Below are 22,820 nucleotides of genomic sequence, written 5' to 3'. Positions count from 1 at the left end.
GAAATCAGGTCAGTCGCGTACGCCGCGGTTCTTCAGCTGGTCGAGCAGCACGGCCGCGAGCAGAATCGCGCCGCGCACCAGGTACTGGTAGAACGCGTCGATGTTCAGCAGGTTCATCACGTTCTCGACGGTGCCCATGATCAGCACGCCGATCACGACGCCCGAGATCGTCGCGCGGCCGCCCATCAGCGACACGCCGCCGAGCACGCAAGCGGAGATCACGTTCAGCTCGAATCCCTGCGCGGCGTTCGGCTGGCCCGACGTGATGCGCGACGCGAGGATCACGCCCGCGAGCGCAGTCACCGCGCCCTGGATCAGGAAGATGTATACGCGCGTGCGTTCGACGTTGATCCCCGCGAGCCGCGACGCCTCGGGGTTGCCGCCGATCGCGAGCGTGTTGCGGCCGTACACGGTCTGGTTCAGCAGCACGCCGAACGCGATGAAGCACAGCAGCGTGACCCAGATCGGCAGCGATACGCCGAACAGCGACAGCCCGCCGAGCGCGATGAACGTGTCCGACGACACGCCGACCGCCTGCCCCTTCGACACGATGAAGCCGAGCCCACGCACGATCTCCATCGTCGCGAGCGTGGTGATCAACGCGTTGATGCGCAGGTACGCGATCACCGCGCCGTTCACGAAGCCGATCGCGGCGCCGGCCGCGACCGCCGCAATGATCGCGACGAACGTGTTGTCGGTCGCGTTCAGCACCATCGCGCACAGCACGCCCGAGAACGCGACGGTCGAGCCGATCGACAGATCGAAGTCGCGCGACGCGAGACAGAACATCATCGTGCACGCGACCATGCCGATCTGCGAGATCGACAGCGCGAGGCCGAGCATGTTGTCGATCGAGAAGAAGTGATCGACCGTCAGCGACATCGTGAGGAACATCACCGCGAAGATCGCGATGAGGCTGTACTCGGTGAGGTGCTGCCACCACTTCTGCCGGTCGCTTTGCTGCGGTACCAGCGCGTCGGCCGACTGCTTCACGGCTGCGCCGGCGAGGTTTTCCCTGACTTGCATGATTGTGTCTCCTGCTCCTGCATCGCGCGGCCCACGCCGCGCCTGGTCGATTCGAATGTCGTGCGCCGCGTCAGGCCGCCTGGGCGGCGCTCGTCTGCGGCAGCGCGAGGTTCAGCACCGCATGCTCGTTCGCCTGTTCGCGCGGCAGCTCGCCCGCGATCCGGCCTTCGCGCATCACGACGATGCGATCGGACACGCCGAGCACTTCCGGCAGTTCCGACGACACCATCACGATCGCGCAGCCGCGCTCCGCGAGCCGGTAGATCACGTCGTAGATCTCGTGCTTCGCGCCGACGTCGATCCCGCGCGTCGGCTCGTCGAGGATCACGACCTTCAGGTCGGGCTCCGCGAGCCAGCGCGACAGGATCGCCTTCTGCTGGTTGCCGCCGGACAGGAAGCGGATCTTCTGCCGCCGGTTCGGCGTCTTGATCTTCAGCCGCTGGATGAAGCGGTCGGCCGTTTCGCTTTCGGTCTTGCGGTCGATGAACAGCCCTGCGCGCAGCGAATGGCGGCGGCAGCTGATGTTGATGTTCTCCGCAACCGACGCGATCGCGATGATCCCTTCTTCCTTGCGGTCCTCGGGGCACAGCACGATGCCGTGACGGATCGCGTCGCCGGTGCGCTTCACGTCGATGCGCGCGCCGTCGAGCGTCAGCATGCCCGCGCGCCGGCGGTCCGCGCCGTACACGAGCCGCATCAGTTCGCTGCGGCCCGCGCCGACCAGCCCGAAGAAACCGACGATCTCGCCCGCGCGCACCGAGAAGCTCGCGGGTTCGCGCAGCGCCGGGCCGTCGACGCCTTCGGCGGAGAACCGCACGTCGCCGAGCGCGCGCGGCGCGTAATGGTAGATGTCCGAAATCTCGCGCCCGACCATCTCGGCGACGAGCCTCTCGCGCGGCACGTCGGCAAGCGCATCGTGCGACGCGATCTTGCGCCCGTCGCGAAAGATCGTGCACGCATCGCACAGACGGTAGATCTCGTCCATCCGGTGCGAGATGTAGATCAGCGCGCGGCCCTGCGCGCGCAGGTCGTCGACGAGCTTGAACAGCACCTCGGTCTCGCGATGCGACAGCGAACTCGTCGGTTCGTCGAGCGCGATCACGCGCGCATTGCGCATCAGCGCCTTGCAGATCTCGACCATCTGCCGCTGCGCGATCGACAGCCGCCCGAGTTTCGCGTCGGGATCGAGATCGACGCCCATCGCGGCGAGCCGCTCGCGCACGTAGCGCTTCGCCTCGCGCTTCCTCACCCAGCCGAACGCGTTCGGCAGGCGGCCGAGCAGCAGGTTTTCCGCGACCGTCAGGTCGGGCACGTACTGCAGCTCCTGGTGAATCACCGCGATGCCGGCCGCGATCGACGCCGCCGCACTCGCGAACTGCACGGGCTGGCCGTCGACCAGCACGCTGCCCGCATCGGGCTGGTATTCGCCGCCGAGAATCTTCAGCAGCGTCGACTTGCCCGCGCCGTTCTCGCCCATCAGGCCATGCACCTCGCCTGCATGCACGTCGAACGAGATGCCGTCGAGTGCGCGCACGCCGGGAAATACCTTGCCGATATTGTCAAAACGCAGTGCCGCTGACACGTCGTCTCCTCACTTCCCAATCGATCGACCGCCGGCCGCCGCATCGCCCGCGGCGGCCGGCGGGCCGCTTACTTCGACGCGAGCCCCATCTCCTCGCGCACCTTCGACACGTTGTCGCGCGTCGCGAGCATGCCCGTCGTCAGCGTCAGCGCCGGCGGTGCCTTGCCTTGCGTGATCCACGAGTACATCAGGTCCGAGGTTTCCTCGCCGTGACGCTTCGGGCTGATGATCACGGTGCCGTAGAAGCCCGTCGGCTGCGGCTTCTTGAACTCGTTCAGCGCCGAATCGGAACCGCCGATGCCGATGCCGATCATGTTGTCCGACTTGAAGCCGCGCCCTTCGGCCGCGCGCACCGCGCCGAGCACGGCCTCGTCGTTCAGGCCGTACGCGACCCAGTGCTTGAACTGCGGGTTCTTCGTGAGCGCGATGTTCGCCGCGTTGAACGCGTTCTCGGTGTCGGTCTTCGCCTGCGGCGCCGCGATCACGTTCGCCTTCGGAAAACCGGCGGCCACCAGCGCGTCGGTCGCGCCGCTCGTGCGGTCGTGCGCGGTCGGCAACTGCTCGTAGGTGATGTCGATCGCGCCGACCTCCTTCACGTTCCAGCCGCGCTTCTTGATCTCGGCCGCGATGCCGTCGCCGACCTGCTTGCCGATGTTGTACGCGGAGATCCCCATGTGCGGCACCGCTTCGATCGGCTTGCCCGCGCCGTCGACGAGGCGGTCGTCGACCGTCATCATCTTCAGGTTGTGCGACTTCGCCTTCGCGACGATGCCCGGCCCGAGCTTCACGTCGGGCGTGCAGATGATGAAGCCCTGCGCCTTCTGCGCGGACAGGTTGTCGATCGCGCTCATCACCTTTTCGCCCGACGGCGCGCCGATCTTCACGAGCGTGAAGCCCTTTTCCTTCGCCGCCATCTCGGCGAACTTCCACTCGTCCTGGAACCACGGCTCTTCCGGCTGCTTCACCAGAAAGCCGATCTTGACCGGGTCGGCCGCGTGCGCAACCGGGCTACCCATCACCACCGCGGCAGCCGCGGCCAGCGTTACGAACGTTCTGCGTTTCATCTCCAGTGTCTCCTTGTTTTCATCGAACAGGATGCAGCCGCTTGTTGGTTTCGACGCAGCGTGCGCGCGGCCGTCGCACGTGCGGTCTTTCGAATCGTTGCGTCAGTCGTGATACAGCGCCGCGCGCCCGCCGTCGACGGTGATGCACGCGGCATTGATGAACGGCGCCTCGTCGGACGCCAGGAACACGGCCGTCATCGCGACCTCGTCGGGCCGGCCGATCCGCTTCATCGGCTGCAGCGCGAGCGTCTCCGCGCGCGCGGCGGCCGGGTCGGGCTGCGCGTCCCACCAGTCGCGCGTGAGCTGCGTCTCGATGTAGCCCGGCGCGATCGCGTTCACGCGCACGTTGCGCGCCGCGTATTCGATGCCGAGCGCGCGCGTGAGGCCCAGCACGCCGTGTTTCGCGACCGGGTACGGAAAGCAGCCCGGGATGATCCGGAACGCATGCGTCGACGCGATGTTCACGATGCTGCCGCGGCCGCGCTCGACCATGCCTTCCAGCGCCGCGCGGCAGCCGTGCCACACGCCGTCGAGGTCAACCGCGAAGCAGCGGCGCCAGTCGTCGTCGGTCATCGTCAGCGGATCGGCGAACACGTTGATGCCCGCGTTGTTCACCAGCACATCGAGCGGGCCGAATGCCGCTTCGGTCTGCGCGAGCGCATCGCGCACCGCATCCTGCCGCGCGACGTCCGCCTGCAGCGGCAGCACGCGTGCGCCGTCGAGGTCGTGCGCGATCGCGGCGGCCGTGTGCTGCGCCTGCGGGAAGTCGAGATCGACGAGCGCGACGGCCGCGCCTTCGCGCACGAACGCACGGGCGATCGCGGCGCCGATTCCGCGGCCTGCGCCCGTCACCATCGCGACCTTGCCCGCGAGGCGGCCCATCATGCGGCTCCGCCGCGCGCGACGCGCAATCCGGCCTGGAACGCGCGCGCGTTCGCCGCGGTCGCGTCGGCCGGCTGGCCGGGCCGGTACAGCGCCGAGCCGAGCCCGAAGCCGTTCGCGCCGGCCGCGAGGAACGGCTGCATGTTGTCCGGCGAAATTCCGCCGACCGGAATCAGCGGCACCGCGCGGTCGATCACCGCACGCCATGCCTTCACGACCGTCACGCCGAGCTGCTCGGCCGGGAACATCTTCAGCACGTCGGCGCCGTTCGCTAGCGCCGCGAACGCTTCGGTCGGCGTCGCGACGCCCGGTGCGCTCGCGAGGCCGCGCTCGCGTGCGCGGCGTATCACGGCCGCGTCGCTGTGCGGCATCACGATCAGCGCGCCGCCCGCGTCCTGCACGCGATCGACGTACTCGGCGCGCAGCACGGTGCCCGCGCCGACGATCGCATCGTCGGGCAGCGCGCGCCGCAGCTTCGCGATGCTGTCGAACGGATCCGGCGAGTTGAGCGGCACCTCGACGATCCGGAAGCCGGCTTCGTACAGCGCATGCCCATGGTCGGCCGCTTCGGCAGGCGTGATCCCGCGCAGGATCGCGATCAGCGGGCACGCGTCGAACGCGCGCATCAGTGCGGCGTGGGGCGTGTATGGCGCGGGCAACGTAAGGTCGGACGGCATGACTGGGTTCCTCTGCAATCGGTTCATTGGTCGGCGAAGACGGGTTCGCCGTCCGCGCGCACGAGCCCGGCGCGCGACGCGATCCGCCACAGGCCGCGCTCGGTCGCATGCGCGACGACCCGCGCGTGCATGTGGCCGAATACGCGAAGCGCATCGATATAGCGCGCGCACAAACCGTCGTCGCCGATCAGCAGCAGCGGCTGGTCCGCGAGCGCGATGCCACGCTCCGCGAGCATCGCGTCGAGCGCATTGAGTTCATGGCCGATCAGCAGGCCGGACAGGTAGTCGCCCTGCGCATCGGGCGCGAGCCGGTCGGTCAGGCCGAGCGTGCGCGTGCTGAAAATCGTCGCGAGCAGCCCCGTGCGCTGCGCACCGCGCGCGACCGACACGCCGCGCAGGAACGCCGCGCGATCGGGCGACGCGCCCGCGCGCATCGTGCGGCCGAGGATCGTGTGGTCGCGCAGCACCGCGAACAGCTCGCCCGTCATGAAGGTCTGGAAGCGCTCGATCAGCCCGCCCTTCACCCACGCCCATTTCGCATGGGTGCCCGGCAATCCGATCAGTAGCCCTGAACGATCGGCGTCAAGCATGGGATCGCTCGCGAGCGCACCGAATATCTGCGTTTCTTCGCCGCGCATCACGTCGGGCAATTCGCCCGTCGCGATCACGCCCGGCACGATCGATACCGTCGCGCCGCGCGACGTCGTCACTGTAATGAGACCCGCGGCGAGCGCGTCGGCGCCGGCCGGCACCGCAACATACGGCGCCTCGCGCCAGCCCTGCGCGCTGCCGACCATCCCGGCGGCGAGCACCGGCAGCCCGGGCGTGCGGTCGAGCCAGTCGCCGCAGGCGTCCTCGAACACCGCGTCGAACGCGCGCGCGCCGCCGCCCGGCACATGCATGACGCCCGCCGCGCGGCTGCGCGTGTCGATGACCGCGCCGTGCGCGTCGTACAGATACGCGCGCAGCGACGTCGTGCCCCAGTCGAGCGCGATCAGCGACGGGGTGGCGGAGCTGGCAACCGGAACGGCCCGGGTCGAAGTCGTCATCGTTTGATCCTGCGGGTACCCTGCGGCGGGCTCCAGCCCAGTTCCGCGGAAATGGCTCGCGCTTCGCGCTGCACGAGTGGAATCAGTTCGTCCATCCGGTCGTGCGGCATGTACGGAATCGTGCTCGCGACCGACACGGCCGCGACGATCGCACCCGATGCGTCGCGGATCGGCGCGGCCACGCAGCGGATCGACGCCTCGTTCTCCTCGAGGTCGAACGTATAGCCGCCGGCCGCGTAGTGGGCCATGCGCTGCAGGAACGCACTCGTCTCCGGCCGGTTGTCGGGCTTGAAATTGACGCCGGCCAGCGCGCGCCGCGCGGCCTCGAACAGCGAGCGCCACAGGTCGGGATCGAGGTCGAGCATCATCGCCTTGCCGATGCCCGTCGATGCGAGCGGCATCCGGTGGCCGACGCGCGAGCGCATCTCGAGGCCGCGCGTGCCGGGAATCTTGTCGATGTACAGCACGTCGTCGCCGTCGCGCACGCCGAGATGGATCGTGTCGAGCGTCGCTTCAGCGAGCGCTTCGAGATGCGGCCGCGCCACCGCGGTGAGCGGCATCTGCTCGAGCGCGATCGTGCCGAGCTCGATCAGCTTCGGGCCGAGCAGGTAGCCGCCCTGCACCTGGCGCAGGTAGCGCGCCTGCACGAGGCTGCTGACGAGACGGTGCGTCGTGCTGCGTGTCGTGCCGAGCGCGGCGCCGATCGCGCGCATGTCGCGCGCGCCGTTCGCGATCGCCTCGAGGATCGCGAGACCGCGCAGCAGCGTCTGCGTGCCGGCCTGCTGCGCGGCGAGATCGAGCGGCGTGCTGGTCGCGCCGATGCTGTCGGTCAGCGACCCATCGTCCGGCGTCGCACGCCGGGCGTCGAGGGCAAGGGATACGGGCATCTTGGTCATGGGGCGGGCTTCTTCAACGGAATCGGTGAAGCCGCTCGCGCGGCGCCGGAACTGCGTCCGGTGCTGCGGCGTGGCGGCGGTCGATGCACCGAGTAAAGCGCCCGGCGAACTTCATGGAATATGTCTCCGTGTGCGTCGGGCGCCGCGCGATGCGTGGATCCGAAGCTGTCGATGTGCTTCGGATTGTAGGAGCGCACGCACTCGTCTCCAATATTTGAATGCGTTGTCCAGATAATGAGAATTCGGACGAGGTACGCTGCGCGCATGACGCGACGGCCGCGCCATGTGCACGGGGGCGAAACCCGCCGCGCAGCAGGTTCCGCCCCCGTTTGTTCACCACGCGCCGCGCTTACTGCTGGCTCGTGCTGCGTGCCTGCATGTAGCGCTGCACGTCGGCGAACGACACGCGGCCGCTGCCGCCCGAATCGATCTGCCGGAAGTGGTTCGCGACATAACCGAGCCCGGCCGCGCGCGCCTGCGCCTCGGTGATCGAACCCGTGCTCTGCGTATCGGCCGAGTCGAACTGCCGCGCGAGCTTGCGCACCACCTGCGCATGCAGCGCGGCGCCCGTCGTCTGCGTGCCGGCGGTCGGCTTGCGCGCGGCCGGCGGCACGTACGGATCGCCGAGCTGCGCCTGGCGCGCACGCGCCGGTGCGGCGGCGTCGCTCGCCTGCGCGAACGCGGATACGGATGCTGCAGCGGCGGCGCATGCGAGCGCCGCGGCAACGACGATGAAACGATTCTTCATATCAGGCTCCAGTCTGGAATGAGGTCGTCGACGGCAGGCGAGGCGCCGCCGGGGGCGCCTGTCGCCGGCCCGGCGCAGCATCAGTGCGCGGCCGCGTTGTAGAAAGTCACGAGATCGGCTTTCTCCTGCGGACGCGACGTATCGTCGAGATAGACCATGTGTCCGCCCTGATAGTCCTTGATCGTCAGGTTCGGTTGCGTCCCGAGCCGCGCGAGGTCGAGCTCGGTCTGGTAGAACGGCGTCGCGATGTCGTGATACCCGTTCAGCGACAGCACCTTCAACGACGGATTCAACGTCAGCGCCGCGGCCAGATCGGGGATCGTGTCGGGCATCGCGAGGCCGTCGTGCGTCCAGTCCCACGTGTTGATCGCATTGCTGCTCAACGAGTAGGCCGACTGCGCGGTGTACTTCAGCTCGTTCGGCAGGTAGCTGCCGATCGTGTCGGTGAACGGCTTCGTGATGAACGTGCTCGACGGATCGCCGTCCGCCGCCAGCGGGCTCGACACGGGCACGTTCACGCGCGCGTCGTAGCGGCCGATCAGCGTGCCCGGGATCAGCGACAGCTGGAAGCTGTTGTCGAAGAAGGTCGGGATCACGTTGAAGTTCGCGTTCCACAGCGCCTGCTTCGTGCCGGTCGAATTCGCCATCGTCGTGACGAGACTCGGCGGCGGCGGCGTATGGCTCGCCAGGTACGCGTTCACGGCGGGCGCGTAGCTGCCGGCCGTCAGCACGCGCATCTGGTCCGCATACTGCGGCAGGTTCGACGGGTTCGGATTGTCGAGCTGGTAATACGCGCCGACGGTGCCGTAGGACGGCGCGAAGCCCGCGCAGCTCACCGGGCTCGACCCGTTGTTCGAGTTGCCGACATAGTCGCTCGCCATGTCGCAGTTCGTGTTGTAGTTCAGGATCGACGACTGCAGCACGATGCCGTCAAGCTTCACGCCGGCCGTCTCGAGCAGGTTCGCGAGCACGTCGGTGCGCGGCGTGCCGTACGACTCGCCGAACAGGTATTTCGGCGAATCGTTGCGCTGGTTCACGGTCAGGTAGCGCGTCACGAAATCGCGGAACGCGCCGGCGTCCTGGTCGACGCCCCAGAACGTCTGGTTCGTGTTCGGCGCGATCGCTTCGGAAAAGCCGGTGCCGATCGCGTCGACGAACACGAGGTCGGTCGTGTCGAGCAGGCTTTCCTGGTTGTCGACGAACGGGAACGTCGACGCGTTCGCGTTCGGGTCGCCCGTCTGGACCCGCCGCGGGCCGAACGAGCCGAGGTGCAGCCACACCGACGCCGAGCCGGGACCGCCGTTGTACAGGAACGTGACGGGCCGCTTCGCCGCGGGCTGGTTGTCGGCCGTGTAGGCGACATAGAAGAACGACGCCTCGGGCGCGCCCGTCTGCGGATTGCGCGCGACGAGGTGGCCGGCCTTGGCCGTGTAGCGGATCGTCTTGCCGTTCAGCGTGATCTGGTGATGCGTGACGGCGGCCTTTTCGATCGCGGCGGATGCGTCGAGCGACGCGTTCGCGCTCGGCGAATAACTGTTCGGATCGTTGTACGCCCTGTCCACCTGACTGGCGGGATCGGCTGAGTTGTCGGCGCTCGCAGCAGCGGACGATGTCACGTCGTCGTTGCAGGCCGTCAGAATCAGCGAAGAAAAAACCACCCCCAACAACAGCTTCGCTTTGCTCGCTGGCATCGTTGCTTTCCTTCTCTCGGATGTTTTTTGTGTCGAGCAGCCGGATAAGCCGCCCCCCGCCTCGATTGCGGCCGATAAGCCGAGGCGCTGGCCAATATACGCGAGCATGTCGGCTTTGAAAAATTTTGAAATATTTGGCCGACGGCCGGTGCGGCGCACACCTTTCAGGAATGCTTCGGTTCGCGAAACGTTGCATTTCGCGCCGCTTTCAACGCCTTTCGCGTTTACTCGGAAATACTAAAAAAGCGTGGATTTCGCGGCATATCGGCAAACAAAATCGCGTAGTCGCTGGCATTGCTCAGCAGCGCGAAATAGACGAATTCGTCTAAAGGATGTGGCCCGAAATGCGCGCGACACGAATGCGCTGCAGCGCACCAATGACGCATTGGCGGCAGAACGGACAATGCGGCGGCGCGAGCGCGCCGTTCACTCCGATTGCGGAAGCGCGGCCGCGCCCATCCGGCGGGCGATGATGGCCGCGCGCTGTGCCTGGTAGGCCGAGCCGCGATGCGCGTCGAACCAGCGCGGCTTCGGCAGCATCACCGCGAGACGCGCCGACTGCCACGCGCCGAGCCGGCTCGCGGGAATCCTGTAGTAATAGCGCGCGGCCGCTTCGGCGCCGTACACGCCGCGGCCCCATTCGACGGAATTCAGGTAGATCTCGAAGATCCGCTCCTTGTCGAGCGCGGTTTCGAGCATCCACGTGATGATGAGCTCCTGCCCCTTGCGGATATAGCTCTTCTCGCGCGACAGGAACAGGTTGCGCGCGAGCTGCTGCGTGATCGTCGAACCGCCCGCGACGATCCGGCCGCGCGCCTTGTTCTTCTCCCACGCCTGCAGAATCGCATCGACGTCGTAGCCGTTGTTGGTCGCGAAGGTCGAGTCTTCGGATGCGATCAGCGCGCGCTTCAGGTTGCGCGAGATCTGGTCGTACGGCACCCACTGGTGCTGGATCTGCGCGGGCGGCTTGTCGCGCGACAGCCACCACGCGTCGGTGCGCATGAATGCGGTCGAACCCGGGTTCACGAACGACCACAGCGCGATCTGCGCGAGATAGAACAGCTGCGTCGCGAGCCACGCGCCCGCGAACACCGCACCCGCGTAGACGATCCAGCGGGCCGGGCTCACCGTCCGCGTGCGCTGCGTGCTGCTTACCGCCACCACGTGCCGCGCTCCGTTCAGCTCGCCGCGAGCGCCTGGCGCAGCGCGGCAAGCACCGGTGCACCGTCCGGCCGCACGCCGCGCCAGATAAAGAACGATTCGGCTGCCTGCTCGACGAGCATGCCGAGCCCGTCGGCCGTGCGTGCGCCGAGCGACGCCGCATGCTGCATGAACACGGTCGGCTGCGCGCCGTACATCATGTCGTACGCCAGCGTGCCCGCGCCGAATGCGGCCGCGTCGCACGCCGGCAGCGCGGCATCGAGGCTGCCGGCCGTCGCATTGACGATCACGTCGTACGGCTCCGCGCGCACCACGTCGGGGCCGCCGCCCGCGAGCGTGCAGCCCGCATCGTGTGCGGCCTGCATGAACTGGCCGACGAGCGCCTCGGCCTTGCTGGCGGTGCGGTTCACGATCGTGATCGACAGCGGCGCACGCTCGAGCAGCGGCAGCACGACGCCGCGCGCGGCGCCGCCCGCGCCGAGCAGCAGGATGCGTGCGCCCGCGAGCGACACACCGAGGTTCGCTTCGATGTCGCGCACGAGGCCGACGCCATCGGTGTTGTCGCCGTGGATGCTTCCGTCGGCGTCGATGCGCAGCGTGTTCACCGCGCCAGCCGCCGCCGCGCGCGGCGACAGCGTGTCGGCGAGCGCATGCGCTTCGAGCTTGAACGGCACCGTCACGTTCGCGCCGCGACCGCCTTCGGCGACGAACGCGCGCACGGCCGCTTCGAAGCCGTCGACCGCCGCGAGCCGGTGCGCGTACTCGATCGCCTCGCCGGTCTGCGCGGCGAACTGCGCGTGGATGAACGGCGACTTGCTGTGCGCCACCGGGTTGCCGAACACTACGTAGCGGTCGGCGCCGCTCGTCGACGCAACCGCGTTCATGATGCGCGCCCCTCTTCGCCGTCGTTGCCGCTCGCGGCTTCGCCGACCGTACCCGCCGCCGCACCGTCCGCTTCGGCCAGCGCTTCCGCCTCGGTTTCCGCCGTGGCGTCTTCCGCGTCGATCAGCGTGTCGTCGCCGCCTTCGGCATCATCCTCTTCCTCGGCCGCATCGCCGCTGGTCACGGTCGGCGCATCGAGCACGTTCAGCAACCGCACCGACGCCTCGATCGTCAGCTCGTCGAGCGACATCACGTCGAGCAGCACGCGCGTGCCGCGCGCATGCACGCCGAGCCCCGGCACGTGCAGCAGCAGCGGAATTTCCTCGAGGCGCACGAGATCGCCCTTCACGACCGTCGCGACGACCTGCTTCTTCTGCTCCTGCGCGAGCCAGCGCAGGCACCAGAAATATTCCATCCGGCGCTGGTAGTCGGCGTACGCGGTGTAGGTGTCGTCGAAGCCCTGCACGACCGCGTACAGGTCGGCGTCCTTCGGCTTGAACGGCGCGGCGAGCTTGGCGGTGACGCCATGCTGCACGCATGCGAGCAGTTGCCACTGGTTCACGAGGTCGACGTAGCGGCGCAGCGGCGACGTGCTCCATGCGTACTGCGGCACGCCGAGGCCTTCGTGCGGCGCGGCCGTCGTCTGCATCCGCGTGCGCTTCGGGCCCGGCGCGCCGAAGCCGCGCTGCGAGCGGTAGATGCCGGGCACCGTATGATCGTGCAGGAACGCGCCCCAGGTCGAGTTCGCGAGGATCGCGAGCTCGGACACGATCAGGTCGAGCGGCGAACCGCGGCGGCGCGGCGTGATCGACACGTGCTCGCCTTCGACGTAGAAGTTGTAGTCGGTGTTGCGCTGCACTTCGCGCTTCAGGCCGTAGCCCGCGCGCGCGAGCTGGCGCTTCTCGAACAGCGCCTGCGCGAGCGGCCACAGCACGGCGATGTCGTCCTTGTGCGGGTAGTCGCCGGTGCCGGCCGCGAGCGTCTCTTCGTTGACGAGTTCGTCGAGCGTGTTGTGACGCAGGTTGCTCTTCACGAACACGAGTTCGGCGCGCGTCTCGTTCGCGACGATGTCCTGCGTTTCGCGGTTGACGATGATGTACAGCGACAGCGCCGGACGGTAATCGCCCTCCTTCAGCGTGAACACGTCGACGACGTCGTCCGGCAGCATCGTGATCTTGTCGCCCGGCATGTAGACGGTCGACAGGCGCGTGCGCGCGATCGCGTCGACCGCGTCGCCGCGCACGATGCCGAGCGCCGGCGCCGCGATGTGCACGCCGATCCGCACGCGGCCGTCGGACAGGTGTTCGACCGAGAACGCATCGTCGATTTCGGTCGTCGTGACGTCGTCGATCGAAAACGCCTCGACGTTCGCGCGCGGCAGGTCGTCCGGCAGCGCGCCGACGGTGACGGGCGGAAAGCCCGTGCCGTGCGGGAAGAATTCCGCGAGGAAGCGCGCCTCGTGCAGCGCACGCGGCGACGCGATGCCGCCGCAGTCGAGCATCAGCCGCGCCGGCGACACGCCGCGCGCGCCGGCCGCCGCTTCCAGCGCCTTGTATTCGATCGCGTTCTTGTCCGGCCGCGTCAGCAGCCCGAGCACCTTGCCCGCGAACGCTTCCGGCAGCTTGCCGGCCTTCAGCTCCTCTTCATACTGCGCCTGGACGAGCGCCTGCTGGCGCTTGCGCTCGAGCGACGCGAGCGCCATCTTGAGCTGCTCTTCCGGCGCGCGCTGATACTGGCCGCGCCCCTTGCGGCGGAAGTAGACGGGCGAGCCATGCAGCCGCAGCACCAGCGCCGCGCGCTCGACCGGGCCGTACGCCGCGCCGAAGTACTCCTCGGCCAGCGCCGTATACGCGAACTCGTCGGCCGGCGCGCATTCCCACAGGAAATCCAGATCGATCTGCTGCGCGGCCGTGTCGGCCTCCTGCATCAGTTCGCCCGCGGCCGGCTTGTCGAATTCGATCAGCACGTCTTTCGCGCGCACCTTCGCGCGCCGCCCGCCGGGCAACTCGACCTGAAATGCGTCGCCCTGGCGCGACAGCACGCTGCCCGCCTTGAAACTGCCCGATTCCTCGAAGAAAACGTTCACTCAGTACTCTCGTTCAGACTGCCGGACGCCGCATCGGCGGCGCCGCATGATGATGGGGATTCGATCGGCACGCGGCCGGTTTATCGCGCTTTTCCGTCGCAAAACGCGAGAACGTCGTCGACATAGTCGGCAAATTCGCTGATTCCGTGATCGCTGCCTTCGATCACGCGCGTTTTCGCGCCCGGGTAATGGGCCAGCATCTCGCGGTAGTCGAGCACTTCGTCGCCGGTCGCCGCGAACAGATAGTAGCGCTCGGCACGCGTGATCGCCGGCACGCGCAGCGCATCGAGCTCGTGCAGGTGATGGCGCTCGACGACGATCGTGCCGCCGCCGTGCCACAGCGGCTGTTCGCCCAGATGCTGCTCGAGATCGCGCTGCGGCACGATGGCCGGATTCAGCAGCACGGCCTTCCAGCCATGCTTTTCGGCGAGCCACGTGGCGTAATAGCCGCCGAGCGAGCTGCCGATGACGGTCACGTCGCGTGCGCCGGCAACCTCGGCTTCCGCGATGGCGATCGCATCGAGCGGCGACACGGACAGCGACGGGCAACGCCACTCGTCCGTGCGGCCGAGTTCGGCCATGCGTGCGGCGAGCAGCCGCGACTTCTGCGATTCCGGCGACGACCGGAAGCCGTGCAGATACAGGATCACGTGCGGCTCCCGAGCGCATCGAGCAACTTCTGGTGCACGCCGCCGAAGCCACCGTTGCTCATCACGAGCACGTGGTCGCCCGGGCGCGCGGCCTCGGTGACGGCCTTCACCAGCAGGTGCAGATCGTCGAACGCGCGTGCCTTGTCGCCGAGCGGCGCGAGCGCCTCGCCGAGATTCCAGCCGAGCGCATCGCGCCCGGTCGGCGCGCCGTAGCCGAACACGAGATCGGCATCGGCCAGGCTCGCGGGCAATTGCGCCTTCATCACGCCCAGCTTCATCGTGTTCGAGCGCGGCTCGAGTACCGCGAGGATGCGGGCATTCCGGCTACCGATGCGCGCACGAAGGCCGGCGATCGTGGTTTCGATTGCGGTCGGATGGTGCGCGAAGTCGTCGTAGACGGTCACGCCGTCCACGCTGCCGCGCACTTCCATGCGGCGCTTCACGTTGCGGAACGCTGCGAGGGAGGCTGCGGCCTGCGCGGGCGGCACGCCGACGTGGCGCGCGGCGGCGATCGCCGCGAGCGCGTTCATCCGGTTGTGATCGCCCTGCACCTGCCACGCGACTTCGCCGACACGCTCCGCGTGCGAATACACGGCAAAACGCTCGTCGACCGGCACGCCGTCCTCGGCCGGCAGCGCCTGCCAGCCGCCGTCGACGCCGAACCGCTCGACCTCGCTCCAGCAGCCGCGCGCCAGCACGCGCTCGAGCGCGTCCGAGCGGCCGTTCGTGACGATCCGGCCGACACCGGGCACGGTGCGCACGAGGTGATGGAATTGCGTTTCGATCGCGGCGAGATCCGGGAAGATGTCGGCGTGATCGAATTCAAGGTTGTTCAGCACCGCGGTGCGCGGCCGGTAATGGACGAACTTCGAGCGCTTGTCGAAGAACGCCGTATCGTATTCGTCGGCCTCGATCACGAAGAAGCTCGAATCGGTGAGCCGCGCCGACACGCCGAAGTTCAGCGGCACGCCGCCGATCAGGAAGCCCGGGTTCAGGCCCGCGTCTTCCAGCAGCCACGCGAGCATCGACGACGTGGTCGTCTTGCCGTGCGTGCCCGCGACCGCGAGCACCCATTTGCCGGCCAGCACGTGCTCGCCGAGCCACTGCGGGCCCGACACGTACGGCAGGCCGCGATCGAGGATCGCCTCCATCAGCGGATTGCCGCGCGTGACGACGTTGCCGATCACGAACAGGTCCGGTTTCAGGTCGATCTGTTCGGCGCCGTAGCCCTCGATCAGCGTGATGCCCTGCGCCTCGAGCTGCGTGCTCATCGGCGGATAGACGCCCGCGTCGCAACCCGTCACCGTGTGGCCCGCCTCGCGCGCGAGTACGGCGAGACCGCCCATGAAGGTGCCGCAGATGCCAAGAATGTGGATGTGCATAGATGAATGCTTTCGCGCCGCCGGGCGCCGTCGATTCGGAAAAGATGCGTCTGCGGCGCGCCGGACAGGCCGTGCGACCGGCGCTCGTCGCCGCGACACAAAGAGCAGTATTGTAACTGACGGCCTGCCGTGCCCGGCGGCCCGAACGATGCGCGCGAACGCCGCCGGCGCACCGGGCGGCAGGCCGCCGCACCCGTGTTCGGGCGCCGCGGCGATCTAGTATGATTGCCGGATCATGTCTCGCAAACCTCTTGTCGACCCGCGGCGCGTCCGCGAGGAAATCGCCCAGTCCGCCGCCCGCCTGATCGCGGAGGACGGGCTGGACTATGCCGGCGCGAAACGCAAGGCCGCGCGCCAGTTGCTCGGCGATTCGCGCGTTGCCGGCGAATGGCTGCCGGATAACGATCAGATCGAGGAAGAACTGCGCGAGTACCTCGCACTGTTCCAGAGCGACACGCAGCCGGACGAACTGCGCCTGCTGCGCGAGATCGCGCTCGACTGGATGCGCCGGCTCGCCGAGTTCCGTCCGTATGTGACGGGCGCCGTGCTGAACGGCACCGCAAACGCGCATTCGGATATCCATTTGCAGGCATTCACCGACAACCCGAAGGACGTCGCGATCTACTTGCTGAACCAGAATATCCAGTACGACGTGTCCGAGACGCGGCACTTCGCGGGCCGCGGCGACGTCGAGACGCTGAGCTTCCTGTGGCGCCCGCGGCGCGACGTGGACGCGATTGGCATCCACCTCGCGCTCTATGCGAGCGACGACCTGCGCGGCGCGGTCAAGGCCGACTCGCGCGGCCGGGTCGCCCGCGCGGATGCCGCCGCGCTGCGCACGCTCGTCGAAGCAGGCAAAGCCCCTTCCGAACCTGAATGATTCAACGATGATGATGAAACGCATGTTGGCGCTCGCGGTGGTCGCGGCCGCCGCTGTCGCCGGCGGGATTACCGCCGGCCATTGGTTCCGCGGCAATGCCGACGACGGCGTCGCCGTCGCCTCGCCCGCCGCAGCGGGCAGCCCGGTCGACCAGTTGTGGGCAGCGGCGCTGACGGGTGTCGACGGCAAGCCGGCCACGCTGGCTGCCTTCAAGGGCCAGAAGGTCGTCGTCAATTTCTGGGCGTCATGGTGCGGCCCGTGCGTCGAAGAGATGCCCGAGCTCGTCGCGCTGTCGCATCAGTACAAACAGAAAGGCATCCGTTTCATCGGGATCGGCGTCGATTCCGAGCAGAACGTGAAGAACTTTCTGCAGAAAGTGAAGGTCGACTATCCGGTTTTCGTCAGCGGTTATGCGGGCGCTGATCTGGCCCGTAATTTCGGAAACACCGCTGGCGCGTTGCCGTTTACGGTCGTCATCGACGCAACCGGCAAGATTCGCGAGACAAAATTGGGACAAATCCAGCCGTCCGAGCTGAAAAAGACGCTCGACGCGCTGTAACCTGCCCGAACGCCGGCCCGCACGTTCGCAGCAATTTGTCCGTCGATCACCGCAATTTCGCGTGAATTCGCCGATACTTTGCATCCGCACCGGTAATTCTTGCGGGTCCGGCGAACTCGGCCGTTCGGCAAAACTAGACAAATTTCTCTAAATAGCGCTAAAGTTCGCGCAATTCCGCAGAAATAGAAGCGACCATGACACGATTGCTGGTGCTGCACGGCCCCAACCTGAACCTTCTCGGCACCCGGGAACCGGAGGTGTACGGCCGCGTCACGCTGACACAGATCGATCAGGCGCTTGCCGCGCGTGCCCGGGAAGCCGGCGCCGAACTGTCGTCGTTCCAGAGCAACCATGAAGGCGCGCTGGTCGACCGCATCCAGGCCGCGCGGGAGGAACAGACCGATTTCATCCTGATCAATCCGGCCGCGTATACGCACACGAGCGTCGCGATCCGGGACGCGATCGCCGGCGTTGGCATCCCGTTCGTCGAGGTTCACTTGTCGAACGTGCATCGCCGCGAAGCGTTCAGGCACCACTCCTACTTTTCCGACCAGGCCGAAGGCGTGATCTGCGGGCTCGGCTGGAAAGGTTATCTGTACGCGCTCGAGTACGCGCTGGACAAGCTGCAAGGCACGTCGCGCGGCTGATTTCGCGATCTAGATTCAGCGCCGGCCCCTAACCGGCGCTTTCACGTATTGAAAGGGGAATTCCCGATGGATCTTCGTAAGCTGAAAACTCTGATCGACCTCGTTTCCGAATCCGGCATCTCCGAGCTGGAAGTGACGGAAGGCGAAGGCAAGGTGCGCATCGTCAAGAACGCACCGCCGGTCTACGTACAGCCGACGGCTGGGTATGCCCCGCAATTCAGCGCGCCCGCTCCGTCGGCCGCGCTGCCGACGGACGGTGCCGCGGCGCCGGCAGCCGGCGCCGCAGCCGCGCCGGCCGTCCCGCAGGGCCACGTCGTGACGTCGCCGATGGTCGGCACGTTCTATCGCGCGCCGTCGCCGGGCGCGGACCCGTTCGTCCAGGTCGGCGACACGGTCAAGGAAGGCCAGACGATCTGCATCATCGAAGCGATGAAGCTGCTCAACGAGATCGAGTCCGACAAAGCCGGCGTGATCAAGGAAATCCTCGTCGAGAACGGCCAGGCCGTCGAATACGGCCAGCCGCTTTTCGTGATCGGCTAAGTCCGCCGCGCGGCTGGCCCAGCCGCGCGCCGCCGATGCTCGCCAGGCGCCGTTCGCGCGCCCCTCGAAGAGACGAATACTCGCTATGTTTGAAAAAATCCTCATTGCCAATCGCGGTGAAATCGCGCTGCGCATCCAGCGCGCGTGCCGCGAGCTCGGCGTCAAGACGGTGGTCGTCTACTCGGAAGCCGACAAGGAAGCCAAGTACGTGCGCCTCGCGGACGAAGCCGTCTGTATCGGCCCGGCCCCGTCGAACCTGAGCTACCTGAACATGCCGGCGCTGATCAGCGCCGCGGAAGTCACCGACGCCGAGGCGATCCACCCCGGCTACGGCTTCCTGTCGGAGAACGCCGATTTCGCGGAACGCGTCGAGCAGTCGGGCTTCACGTTCATCGGCCCGCGCCCGGAAACGATCCGGATGATGGGCGACAAGGTCACCGCCAAGCAGACGATGATCAAGACCGGCGTGCCGTGCGTGCCGGGCTCGGAAGGCGCGTTGCCGGACGATCCGAAGGAGATCGTCAAGATTGCGCGCACGATCGGCTACCCGGTCATCATCAAGGCGGCGGGCGGCGGCGGCGGGCGCGGGATGCGCGTCGTGCACACCGAGGCCGCGCTCGTCAACGCGGTCAACATGACCCGCGAGGAAGCCGGCCGTGCGTTCGGCAACCCGCAGGTGTACATGGAGAAGTTCCTCGAGAACCCGCGCCACATCGAGATCCAGGTGCTGTCCGATGCGTTCAAGAACGCGATCTGGCTCGGCGAGCGCGACTGCTCGATGCAGCGCCGCCACCAGAAGGTGATCGAGGAAGCGCCGGCGCCCGGCATTCCGCGCCGCCTGATCGACCGCATCGGCGACCGCTGCGCGGACGCATGCAAGAAGATGGGCTACCTCGGCGCGGGCACGTTCGAATTCCTGTACGAAAACGGCGAGTTCTACTTCATCGAGATGAACACGCGCGTGCAGGTCGAGCATCCGGTGTCGGAACTGATCACGGGCGTCGACATCGTGCAGGAACAGATCCGCATCGCGGCCGGCGAGAAGCTCGCGCTGCGCCAGCGCGACATCCAGTTCCGCGGACATGCGATCGAATGCCGGATCAACGCAGAAGATCCGTTCAAGTTCACGCCGTCGCCGGGCCGGATCACGTCGTGGCATACGCCGGGCGGCCCCGGCGTGCGCGTCGATTCGCATGCCTACAATGGCTATTTCGTGCCGCCGAACTATGATTCGATGATCGGCAAGCTGATCACCTACGGCGCGACCCGCGAGCAGGCGATCAGCCGGATGCGCATCGCGCTGTCGGAAATGGTCGTCGAAGGCATCCAGACCAACATCCCGCTGCACCGCGAGCTGATGATCGACTCGAAGTTCGTCGAAGGCGGCACCAGCATCCACTACCTCGAAAACCGGCTCGCGCAGAAGCAGCAGGTCGCACCGGAAGAAGCGTAAGCATGAGCTATCGCGAACTCGTCGTCGAACTGGCCCGTGAGCACGCGGAGGCATTGTCCGACGCGCTGCTCGACCTCGGCGCGCTGTCGGTGTCCGTCGAGGACGCCGACGCCGACACGCCCGACGAACAGCCGCTCTTCGGCGAGCCCGGCCTCGTGCCCGATCGCACCGCGTGGCAGCACTCGCGCGTGGTCGCGCTGCTGTCGCCCGACCACGATCCGGCCGTGCTGCTCGCGGCGGCCGCAAACGAGATCGGCCTCGCCGGGACGCCGAAATTCGACGTCCGCGAAGTCGAGGAACAGGACTGGGTGCGGCTCACGCAATCGCAGTTCGAGCCGATCCCGATCGGCGAGCGGATCTGGGTCGTGCCGTCGTGGCACGACGCGCCCGATCCCGACGCGCTCGTACTCGAACTCGACCCCGGCCTCGCGTTCGGCACCGGCAGCCACCCGACCACGCGCCTTTGCATGGAATGGCTCGAACAATCGGTGAAGCCGGGCCAGTCGGTGCTCGACTACGGCTGCGGCTCCGGCATTCTCGCGATCCTCGCGAAGAAATGCGGGGCGAACCCGGTCATCGGCATCGACATCGATCCGCAGGCGGTGGAATCGGCACGGCAGAACAGCGAACGCAACCGCGCGGAAGTCACGTACGGGCTGCCCGATGCATGCCCGGACGGCGAATTCGACATCGTCGTCGCGAACATCCTGTCGAACCCGCTGAAGCTGATGGCGTCGATGCTCGCGTCGAAGGTCAAACCGGGCGGGCGCATCGCGCTGTCGGGCGTGCTCGCGCGCCAGGCGGACGAAGTCGCGGCCGTCTATGCGCGCTACATCGACATCTCGGTCTGGCGCGAACACGAAGGTTGGGTCTGCCTTGCCGGAACCCGGCGGGAAAGCCATTAGAATAGCGCTGTCCTTTACTCTGGCCAGCAGGCCGCCCGGCTCGACATGCTTCTTGCGACGCGCTGCCCCCATTGCGAAACCGTCTTCCGGCTGCAGCAGGAACAGCTCTCGCTGCATGAAGGGCTCGTGCGCTGCGGGCATTGCCACGAAGTCTTCAACGCGTCGGAATCGCTCGTTCCCGAGCACGCGCGGCAGCCCGAACCGGCATTGACCGAAACGGCTGCCGCGCCGGAGAACGGCGATGCGCGCCACCAGGCCGCGCCCGCGCGGCTGTTCGCCGCCGACGCGCCGGCCGGGTTGCCGTCCGACACCGATTACAAGCCGGAAGGCTGGGACATGTGGGCGCCGTGGCTCGACGCCGGCGTCGATCCGTCGCTGCATCACAACGTGCAGACCGTGCGCACCGCGCCGCTGGTGCCGCTCGCGCTCCCGTCCACCGAAGCCGGCATCGTTCACCTGTCGGGTACGCCCGCGCCGTTCCCGTCCCCGACCGAGCTCGATGCATCCGCCGACGCCGCGCAACCGGCCGAACCGCATTCGACGCAGACGGAACAGGAAATCGAAGCATCGCCGGCGCCCGTCGTGTCCCCCGTCGAACGCGACCCGCATGAGCCCCGCTTCGTCGCCCACATTCCGTCGGAAGCAGAAACTGCTACCGACGACACCGAACCGGTGGGCAACGCGCACTTCGCCGTACCGGACGACGAGCGCGCGCCGCGCGAACCGCGTTTTGCGTTCGCTCCGGCGCCGGCCGTAACCGCACCCGAAACCGGATCGGAACCCGACGCCGCCGCCCGGCACGACGAAACCCCGGCCGCGGTCACCGACATACCCGCCGCGCCGTTCCCCGCCGCGCCGACCGACGACGATCGCCCGCACTTCGCCGTCACGCGCGAGACGCGCGCGCCGCAGCGGCGCGGGTTGCTCGGCGGCTTTTTCAGCGGCCTCGTCGCCGCGGCACTGGCCTTCCTGCTCGTCGCGCAACTCGCATGGTGGCAGCGCGAGACGCTGATGATCTACTGGCCCGTCACGCAGGGCTGGTTCCGTCAGGCCTGCGCGCCGCTCGCCTGCACCGTCGCGCCGCCGCGCGCGATCGACGGCCTGCGGCTCGACGCGACCGACCTGCGCCAGCTCGACGGCCCGCGCGTGCTCGAGCTGAAGGTGCCGCTGACGAACCGCTACCGCGTCGCGCTCGCGTACCCGTCGCTCGAACTGACGCTGCTCGACGACACCAATCACGTGACCGTGCGCCGCGTGCTCGCGCCGCGCGACTACGTGCGCCCGGGTACGCCGATCGACGCCGGGCTGCCGCCCGGCAAGACGCAGACGATGATCGTCCGCGTCGAAACGAACGGCACGCCCGCCTCGAATTTCCGCGTCCAGATCTTCTATCCGTGACGCGCCGCGGCGCGCGCCTGCGCGCCCGTCTCAACCCGCGCGCCCGAGCGGCGCGCTATTTCGGAGCACGAACATGAGCAAAGTTACGCTGGGTGGCAACCCGATCGATCTCGCCGGCACGTTCCCGGCCGTCGGCGCCCAAGCCGCCGATTTCAAGCTGGTCGGCAAGGACCTCGCCGACCTGTCGCTCGCCAGCTTCGCCGGCAAGCGCAAGGTGCTGAACATCGTGCCGAGCCTCGACACGCCGACCTGCGCGACGTCGACCCGCAAGTTCAACGAAGCCGCGTCGTCGCTCGACAACACGGTCGTGGTCGTCGTGTCCGCCGACCTGCCGTTCGCCGCCACGCGCTTCTGCACGACCGAAGGCCTCGCGAACGTCGTGACGGCTTCGACGTTCCGCACCGGCCGCGCGTTCGCGAACGCATACGGCGTCGACGTGACGAGCGGCCCGCTGAACGGCCTGACCGCACGTGCCGTCGTCGTGCTCGACGCGCAGGACAAGGTGATCCACGCGGAACTCGTCGGCGAGATCAAGGACGAGCCGAACTACGACGCCGCGCTCGCCGCACTGAAGTAAGCTTTCCCCCCGCTGTCCCCTGCCGCGCCGCGCCCTTCGCGCGGCGCTGTCGCGCAGGGCCTTTCATTTCTACAGGAACGCACAC

Annotated in this window: 22 protein-coding genes; 8 read left to right on the top strand and 14 right to left on the bottom strand. The window is 67.8% G+C overall.

The annotated features are described in order from the left end of the window. Window positions 1-9 precede the first annotated feature (9 nt). From araH to mpl, 14 genes are all read right to left on the bottom strand, one after another. On the bottom strand, window positions 10-1,026 hold the full coding sequence (araH, locus tag AC3WLY_RS24790; RefSeq protein WP_310138378.1) for an L-arabinose ABC transporter permease AraH: 1,017 nt from the start codon (window positions 1,024-1,026) through the stop codon (window positions 10-12). Window positions 1,027-1,096: 70 nt separating this feature from the next. Beyond that, the gene (gene araG, locus AC3WLY_RS24785) at window positions 1,097-2,608 is read right to left on the bottom strand and encodes an L-arabinose ABC transporter ATP-binding protein AraG (protein WP_492309265.1); all 1,512 of its coding nucleotides are present in this window, start codon (window positions 2,606-2,608) and stop codon (window positions 1,097-1,099) included. Window positions 2,609-2,676: 68 nt separating this feature from the next. Next, window positions 2,677-3,672: an arabinose ABC transporter substrate-binding protein gene (locus AC3WLY_RS24780; protein ID WP_034182691.1), complete on the bottom strand. Its 996-nt coding sequence runs from the start codon at window positions 3,670-3,672 to the stop codon at window positions 2,677-2,679. Window positions 3,673-3,774: 102 nt separating this feature from the next. After that, on the bottom strand, window positions 3,775-4,554 hold the full coding sequence (locus tag AC3WLY_RS24775; RefSeq protein WP_175963148.1) for an SDR family oxidoreductase: 780 nt from the start codon (window positions 4,552-4,554) through the stop codon (window positions 3,775-3,777). Beyond that, complete coding sequence (locus tag AC3WLY_RS24770; protein WP_175963105.1) at window positions 4,554-5,231, bottom strand: 2-dehydro-3-deoxy-6-phosphogalactonate aldolase; 678 nt, start codon at window positions 5,229-5,231, stop codon at window positions 4,554-4,556. The genes AC3WLY_RS24775 and AC3WLY_RS24770 overlap by 1 nt, the downstream gene beginning before the upstream one ends. A gap of 23 nt (window positions 5,232-5,254) precedes the next feature. Continuing rightward, on the bottom strand, window positions 5,255-6,280 hold the full coding sequence (locus AC3WLY_RS24765; RefSeq protein ID WP_492309264.1) for a 2-dehydro-3-deoxygalactonokinase: 1,026 nt from the start codon (window positions 6,278-6,280) through the stop codon (window positions 5,255-5,257). Next, entirely contained in the window at window positions 6,277-7,176 is a 900-nt protein-coding gene (locus AC3WLY_RS24760; RefSeq protein WP_111017759.1) for an IclR family transcriptional regulator, read from the bottom strand. Before AC3WLY_RS24760 ends, AC3WLY_RS24765 begins: the two co-directional genes overlap by 4 nt. A 349-nt stretch (window positions 7,177-7,525) precedes the next feature. After that, window positions 7,526-7,924 carry an EF-hand domain-containing protein gene (locus AC3WLY_RS24755; RefSeq protein ID WP_072436355.1) on the bottom strand — a complete coding sequence of 133 codons (399 nt, stop codon included), beginning with the start codon at window positions 7,922-7,924 and terminating at the stop codon, window positions 7,526-7,528. Window positions 7,925-8,004: 80 nt separating this feature from the next. Continuing rightward, window positions 8,005-9,615, bottom strand: coding sequence for a S10 family peptidase (locus AC3WLY_RS24750; RefSeq protein WP_492309263.1), 1,611 nt, complete (start codon window positions 9,613-9,615; stop codon window positions 8,005-8,007). Window positions 9,616-10,041: 426 nt separating this feature from the next. Continuing rightward, entirely contained in the window at window positions 10,042-10,779 is a 738-nt protein-coding gene (mtgA, locus tag AC3WLY_RS24745) for a monofunctional biosynthetic peptidoglycan transglycosylase (protein WP_175963109.1), read from the bottom strand. A gap of 14 nt (window positions 10,780-10,793) precedes the next feature. After that, complete coding sequence (aroE, locus tag AC3WLY_RS24740; RefSeq protein ID WP_310138400.1) at window positions 10,794-11,660, bottom strand: shikimate dehydrogenase; 867 nt, start codon at window positions 11,658-11,660, stop codon at window positions 10,794-10,796. Beyond that, window positions 11,657-13,744, bottom strand: a complete 2,088-nt coding sequence (locus tag AC3WLY_RS24735; protein ID WP_492309262.1) for an RNB domain-containing ribonuclease — start codon at window positions 13,742-13,744, stop codon at window positions 11,657-11,659. The genes aroE and AC3WLY_RS24735 overlap by 4 nt, the downstream gene beginning before the upstream one ends. 80 nt (window positions 13,745-13,824) lie before the next feature. Next, complete coding sequence (locus tag AC3WLY_RS24730; protein WP_175963112.1) at window positions 13,825-14,394, bottom strand: YqiA/YcfP family alpha/beta fold hydrolase; 570 nt, start codon at window positions 14,392-14,394, stop codon at window positions 13,825-13,827. Then, window positions 14,391-15,887, bottom strand: coding sequence for a UDP-N-acetylmuramate:L-alanyl-gamma-D-glutamyl-meso-diaminopimelate ligase (gene mpl, locus AC3WLY_RS24725; protein WP_374955218.1), 1,497 nt, complete (start codon window positions 15,885-15,887; stop codon window positions 14,391-14,393). The genes AC3WLY_RS24730 and mpl overlap by 4 nt, the downstream gene beginning before the upstream one ends. Before the next feature lie 124 nt (window positions 15,888-16,011). On the opposite strand from mpl, the gene AC3WLY_RS24720 reads away from it, so the two are divergent. From AC3WLY_RS24720 to tpx, 8 genes are all read left to right on the top strand, one after another. Next, window positions 16,012-16,656: a hypothetical protein gene (locus AC3WLY_RS24720; RefSeq protein WP_034182679.1), complete on the top strand. Its 645-nt coding sequence runs from the start codon at window positions 16,012-16,014 to the stop codon at window positions 16,654-16,656. A 7-nt stretch (window positions 16,657-16,663) separates the two neighbouring features. Beyond that, on the top strand, window positions 16,664-17,215 hold the full coding sequence (locus AC3WLY_RS24715) for a TlpA family protein disulfide reductase (RefSeq protein WP_175963113.1): 552 nt from the start codon (window positions 16,664-16,666) through the stop codon (window positions 17,213-17,215). A gap of 194 nt (window positions 17,216-17,409) precedes the next feature. Further along, complete coding sequence (gene aroQ, locus AC3WLY_RS24710) at window positions 17,410-17,862, top strand: type II 3-dehydroquinate dehydratase (RefSeq protein WP_072436363.1); 453 nt, start codon at window positions 17,410-17,412, stop codon at window positions 17,860-17,862. Window positions 17,863-17,928: 66 nt separating this feature from the next. After that, the gene (gene accB, locus AC3WLY_RS24705) at window positions 17,929-18,402 is read left to right on the top strand and encodes an acetyl-CoA carboxylase biotin carboxyl carrier protein (protein WP_072436364.1); all 474 of its coding nucleotides are present in this window, start codon (window positions 17,929-17,931) and stop codon (window positions 18,400-18,402) included. An 85-nt stretch (window positions 18,403-18,487) separates the two neighbouring features. Continuing rightward, window positions 18,488-19,855 carry an acetyl-CoA carboxylase biotin carboxylase subunit gene (accC, locus tag AC3WLY_RS24700; RefSeq protein ID WP_111015350.1) on the top strand — a complete coding sequence of 456 codons (1,368 nt, stop codon included), beginning with the start codon at window positions 18,488-18,490 and terminating at the stop codon, window positions 19,853-19,855. 2 nt (window positions 19,856-19,857) lie between these two features. Beyond that, window positions 19,858-20,760: a 50S ribosomal protein L11 methyltransferase gene (prmA, locus tag AC3WLY_RS24695; protein ID WP_175963114.1), complete on the top strand. Its 903-nt coding sequence runs from the start codon at window positions 19,858-19,860 to the stop codon at window positions 20,758-20,760. 45 nt (window positions 20,761-20,805) lie between these two features. Beyond that, window positions 20,806-22,158 carry a zinc-ribbon and DUF3426 domain-containing protein gene (locus tag AC3WLY_RS24690; RefSeq protein WP_492309261.1) on the top strand — a complete coding sequence of 451 codons (1,353 nt, stop codon included), beginning with the start codon at window positions 20,806-20,808 and terminating at the stop codon, window positions 22,156-22,158. A gap of 73 nt (window positions 22,159-22,231) precedes the next feature. Then, on the top strand, window positions 22,232-22,735 hold the full coding sequence (gene tpx / locus AC3WLY_RS24685; protein WP_034182673.1) for a thiol peroxidase: 504 nt from the start codon (window positions 22,232-22,234) through the stop codon (window positions 22,733-22,735). The last annotated feature ends 85 nt before the right edge of the window (window positions 22,736-22,820 follow it).

It is taken from the genome of Burkholderia sp. FW306-1C-G01B, assembly GCF_058781685.1.
This window is presented reverse-complemented; position numbering and strand designations above follow the sequence as displayed.

Bases quoted from the DNA above. Each gene is read 5' to 3' on its own strand.
- araH (WP_310138378.1), bottom strand. From the start codon at position 1,026: ATGCAAGTCAGGGAAAACCTCGCCGGCGCAGCCGTGAAGCAGTCGGCC.
- AC3WLY_RS24780 (WP_034182691.1), bottom strand. From the start codon at position 3,672: ATGAAACGCAGAACGTTCGTAACGCTGGCCGCGGCTGCCGCGGTGGTG.
- AC3WLY_RS24775 (WP_175963148.1), bottom strand. From the start codon at position 4,554: ATGGGCCGCCTCGCGGGCAAGGTCGCGATGGTGACGGGCGCAGGCCGC.
- AC3WLY_RS24770 (WP_175963105.1), bottom strand. From the start codon at position 5,231: ATGCCGTCCGACCTTACGTTGCCCGCGCCATACACGCCCCACGCCGCA.
- AC3WLY_RS24765 (WP_492309264.1), bottom strand. From the start codon at position 6,280: ATGACGACTTCGACCCGGGCCGTTCCGGTTGCCAGCTCCGCCACCCCG.
- AC3WLY_RS24760 (WP_111017759.1), bottom strand. From the start codon at position 7,176: ATGACCAAGATGCCCGTATCCCTTGCCCTCGACGCCCGGCGTGCGACG.
- AC3WLY_RS24755 (WP_072436355.1), bottom strand. From the start codon at position 7,924: ATGAAGAATCGTTTCATCGTCGTTGCCGCGGCGCTCGCATGCGCCGCC.
- AC3WLY_RS24750 (WP_492309263.1), bottom strand. From the start codon at position 9,615: ATGCCAGCGAGCAAAGCGAAGCTGTTGTTGGGGGTGGTTTTTTCTTCG.
- aroE (WP_310138400.1), bottom strand. From the start codon at position 11,660: ATGAACGCGGTTGCGTCGACGAGCGGCGCCGACCGCTACGTAGTGTTC.
- AC3WLY_RS24720 (WP_034182679.1), top strand. From the start codon at position 16,012: ATGTCTCGCAAACCTCTTGTCGACCCGCGGCGCGTCCGCGAGGAAATC.
- AC3WLY_RS24715 (WP_175963113.1), top strand. From the start codon at position 16,664: ATGATGATGAAACGCATGTTGGCGCTCGCGGTGGTCGCGGCCGCCGCT.
- aroQ (WP_072436363.1), top strand. From the start codon at position 17,410: ATGACACGATTGCTGGTGCTGCACGGCCCCAACCTGAACCTTCTCGGC.
- accB (WP_072436364.1), top strand. From the start codon at position 17,929: ATGGATCTTCGTAAGCTGAAAACTCTGATCGACCTCGTTTCCGAATCC.
- accC (WP_111015350.1), top strand. From the start codon at position 18,488: ATGTTTGAAAAAATCCTCATTGCCAATCGCGGTGAAATCGCGCTGCGC.
- prmA (WP_175963114.1), top strand. From the start codon at position 19,858: ATGAGCTATCGCGAACTCGTCGTCGAACTGGCCCGTGAGCACGCGGAG.
- AC3WLY_RS24690 (WP_492309261.1), top strand. From the start codon at position 20,806: ATGCTTCTTGCGACGCGCTGCCCCCATTGCGAAACCGTCTTCCGGCTG.
- tpx (WP_034182673.1), top strand. From the start codon at position 22,232: ATGAGCAAAGTTACGCTGGGTGGCAACCCGATCGATCTCGCCGGCACG.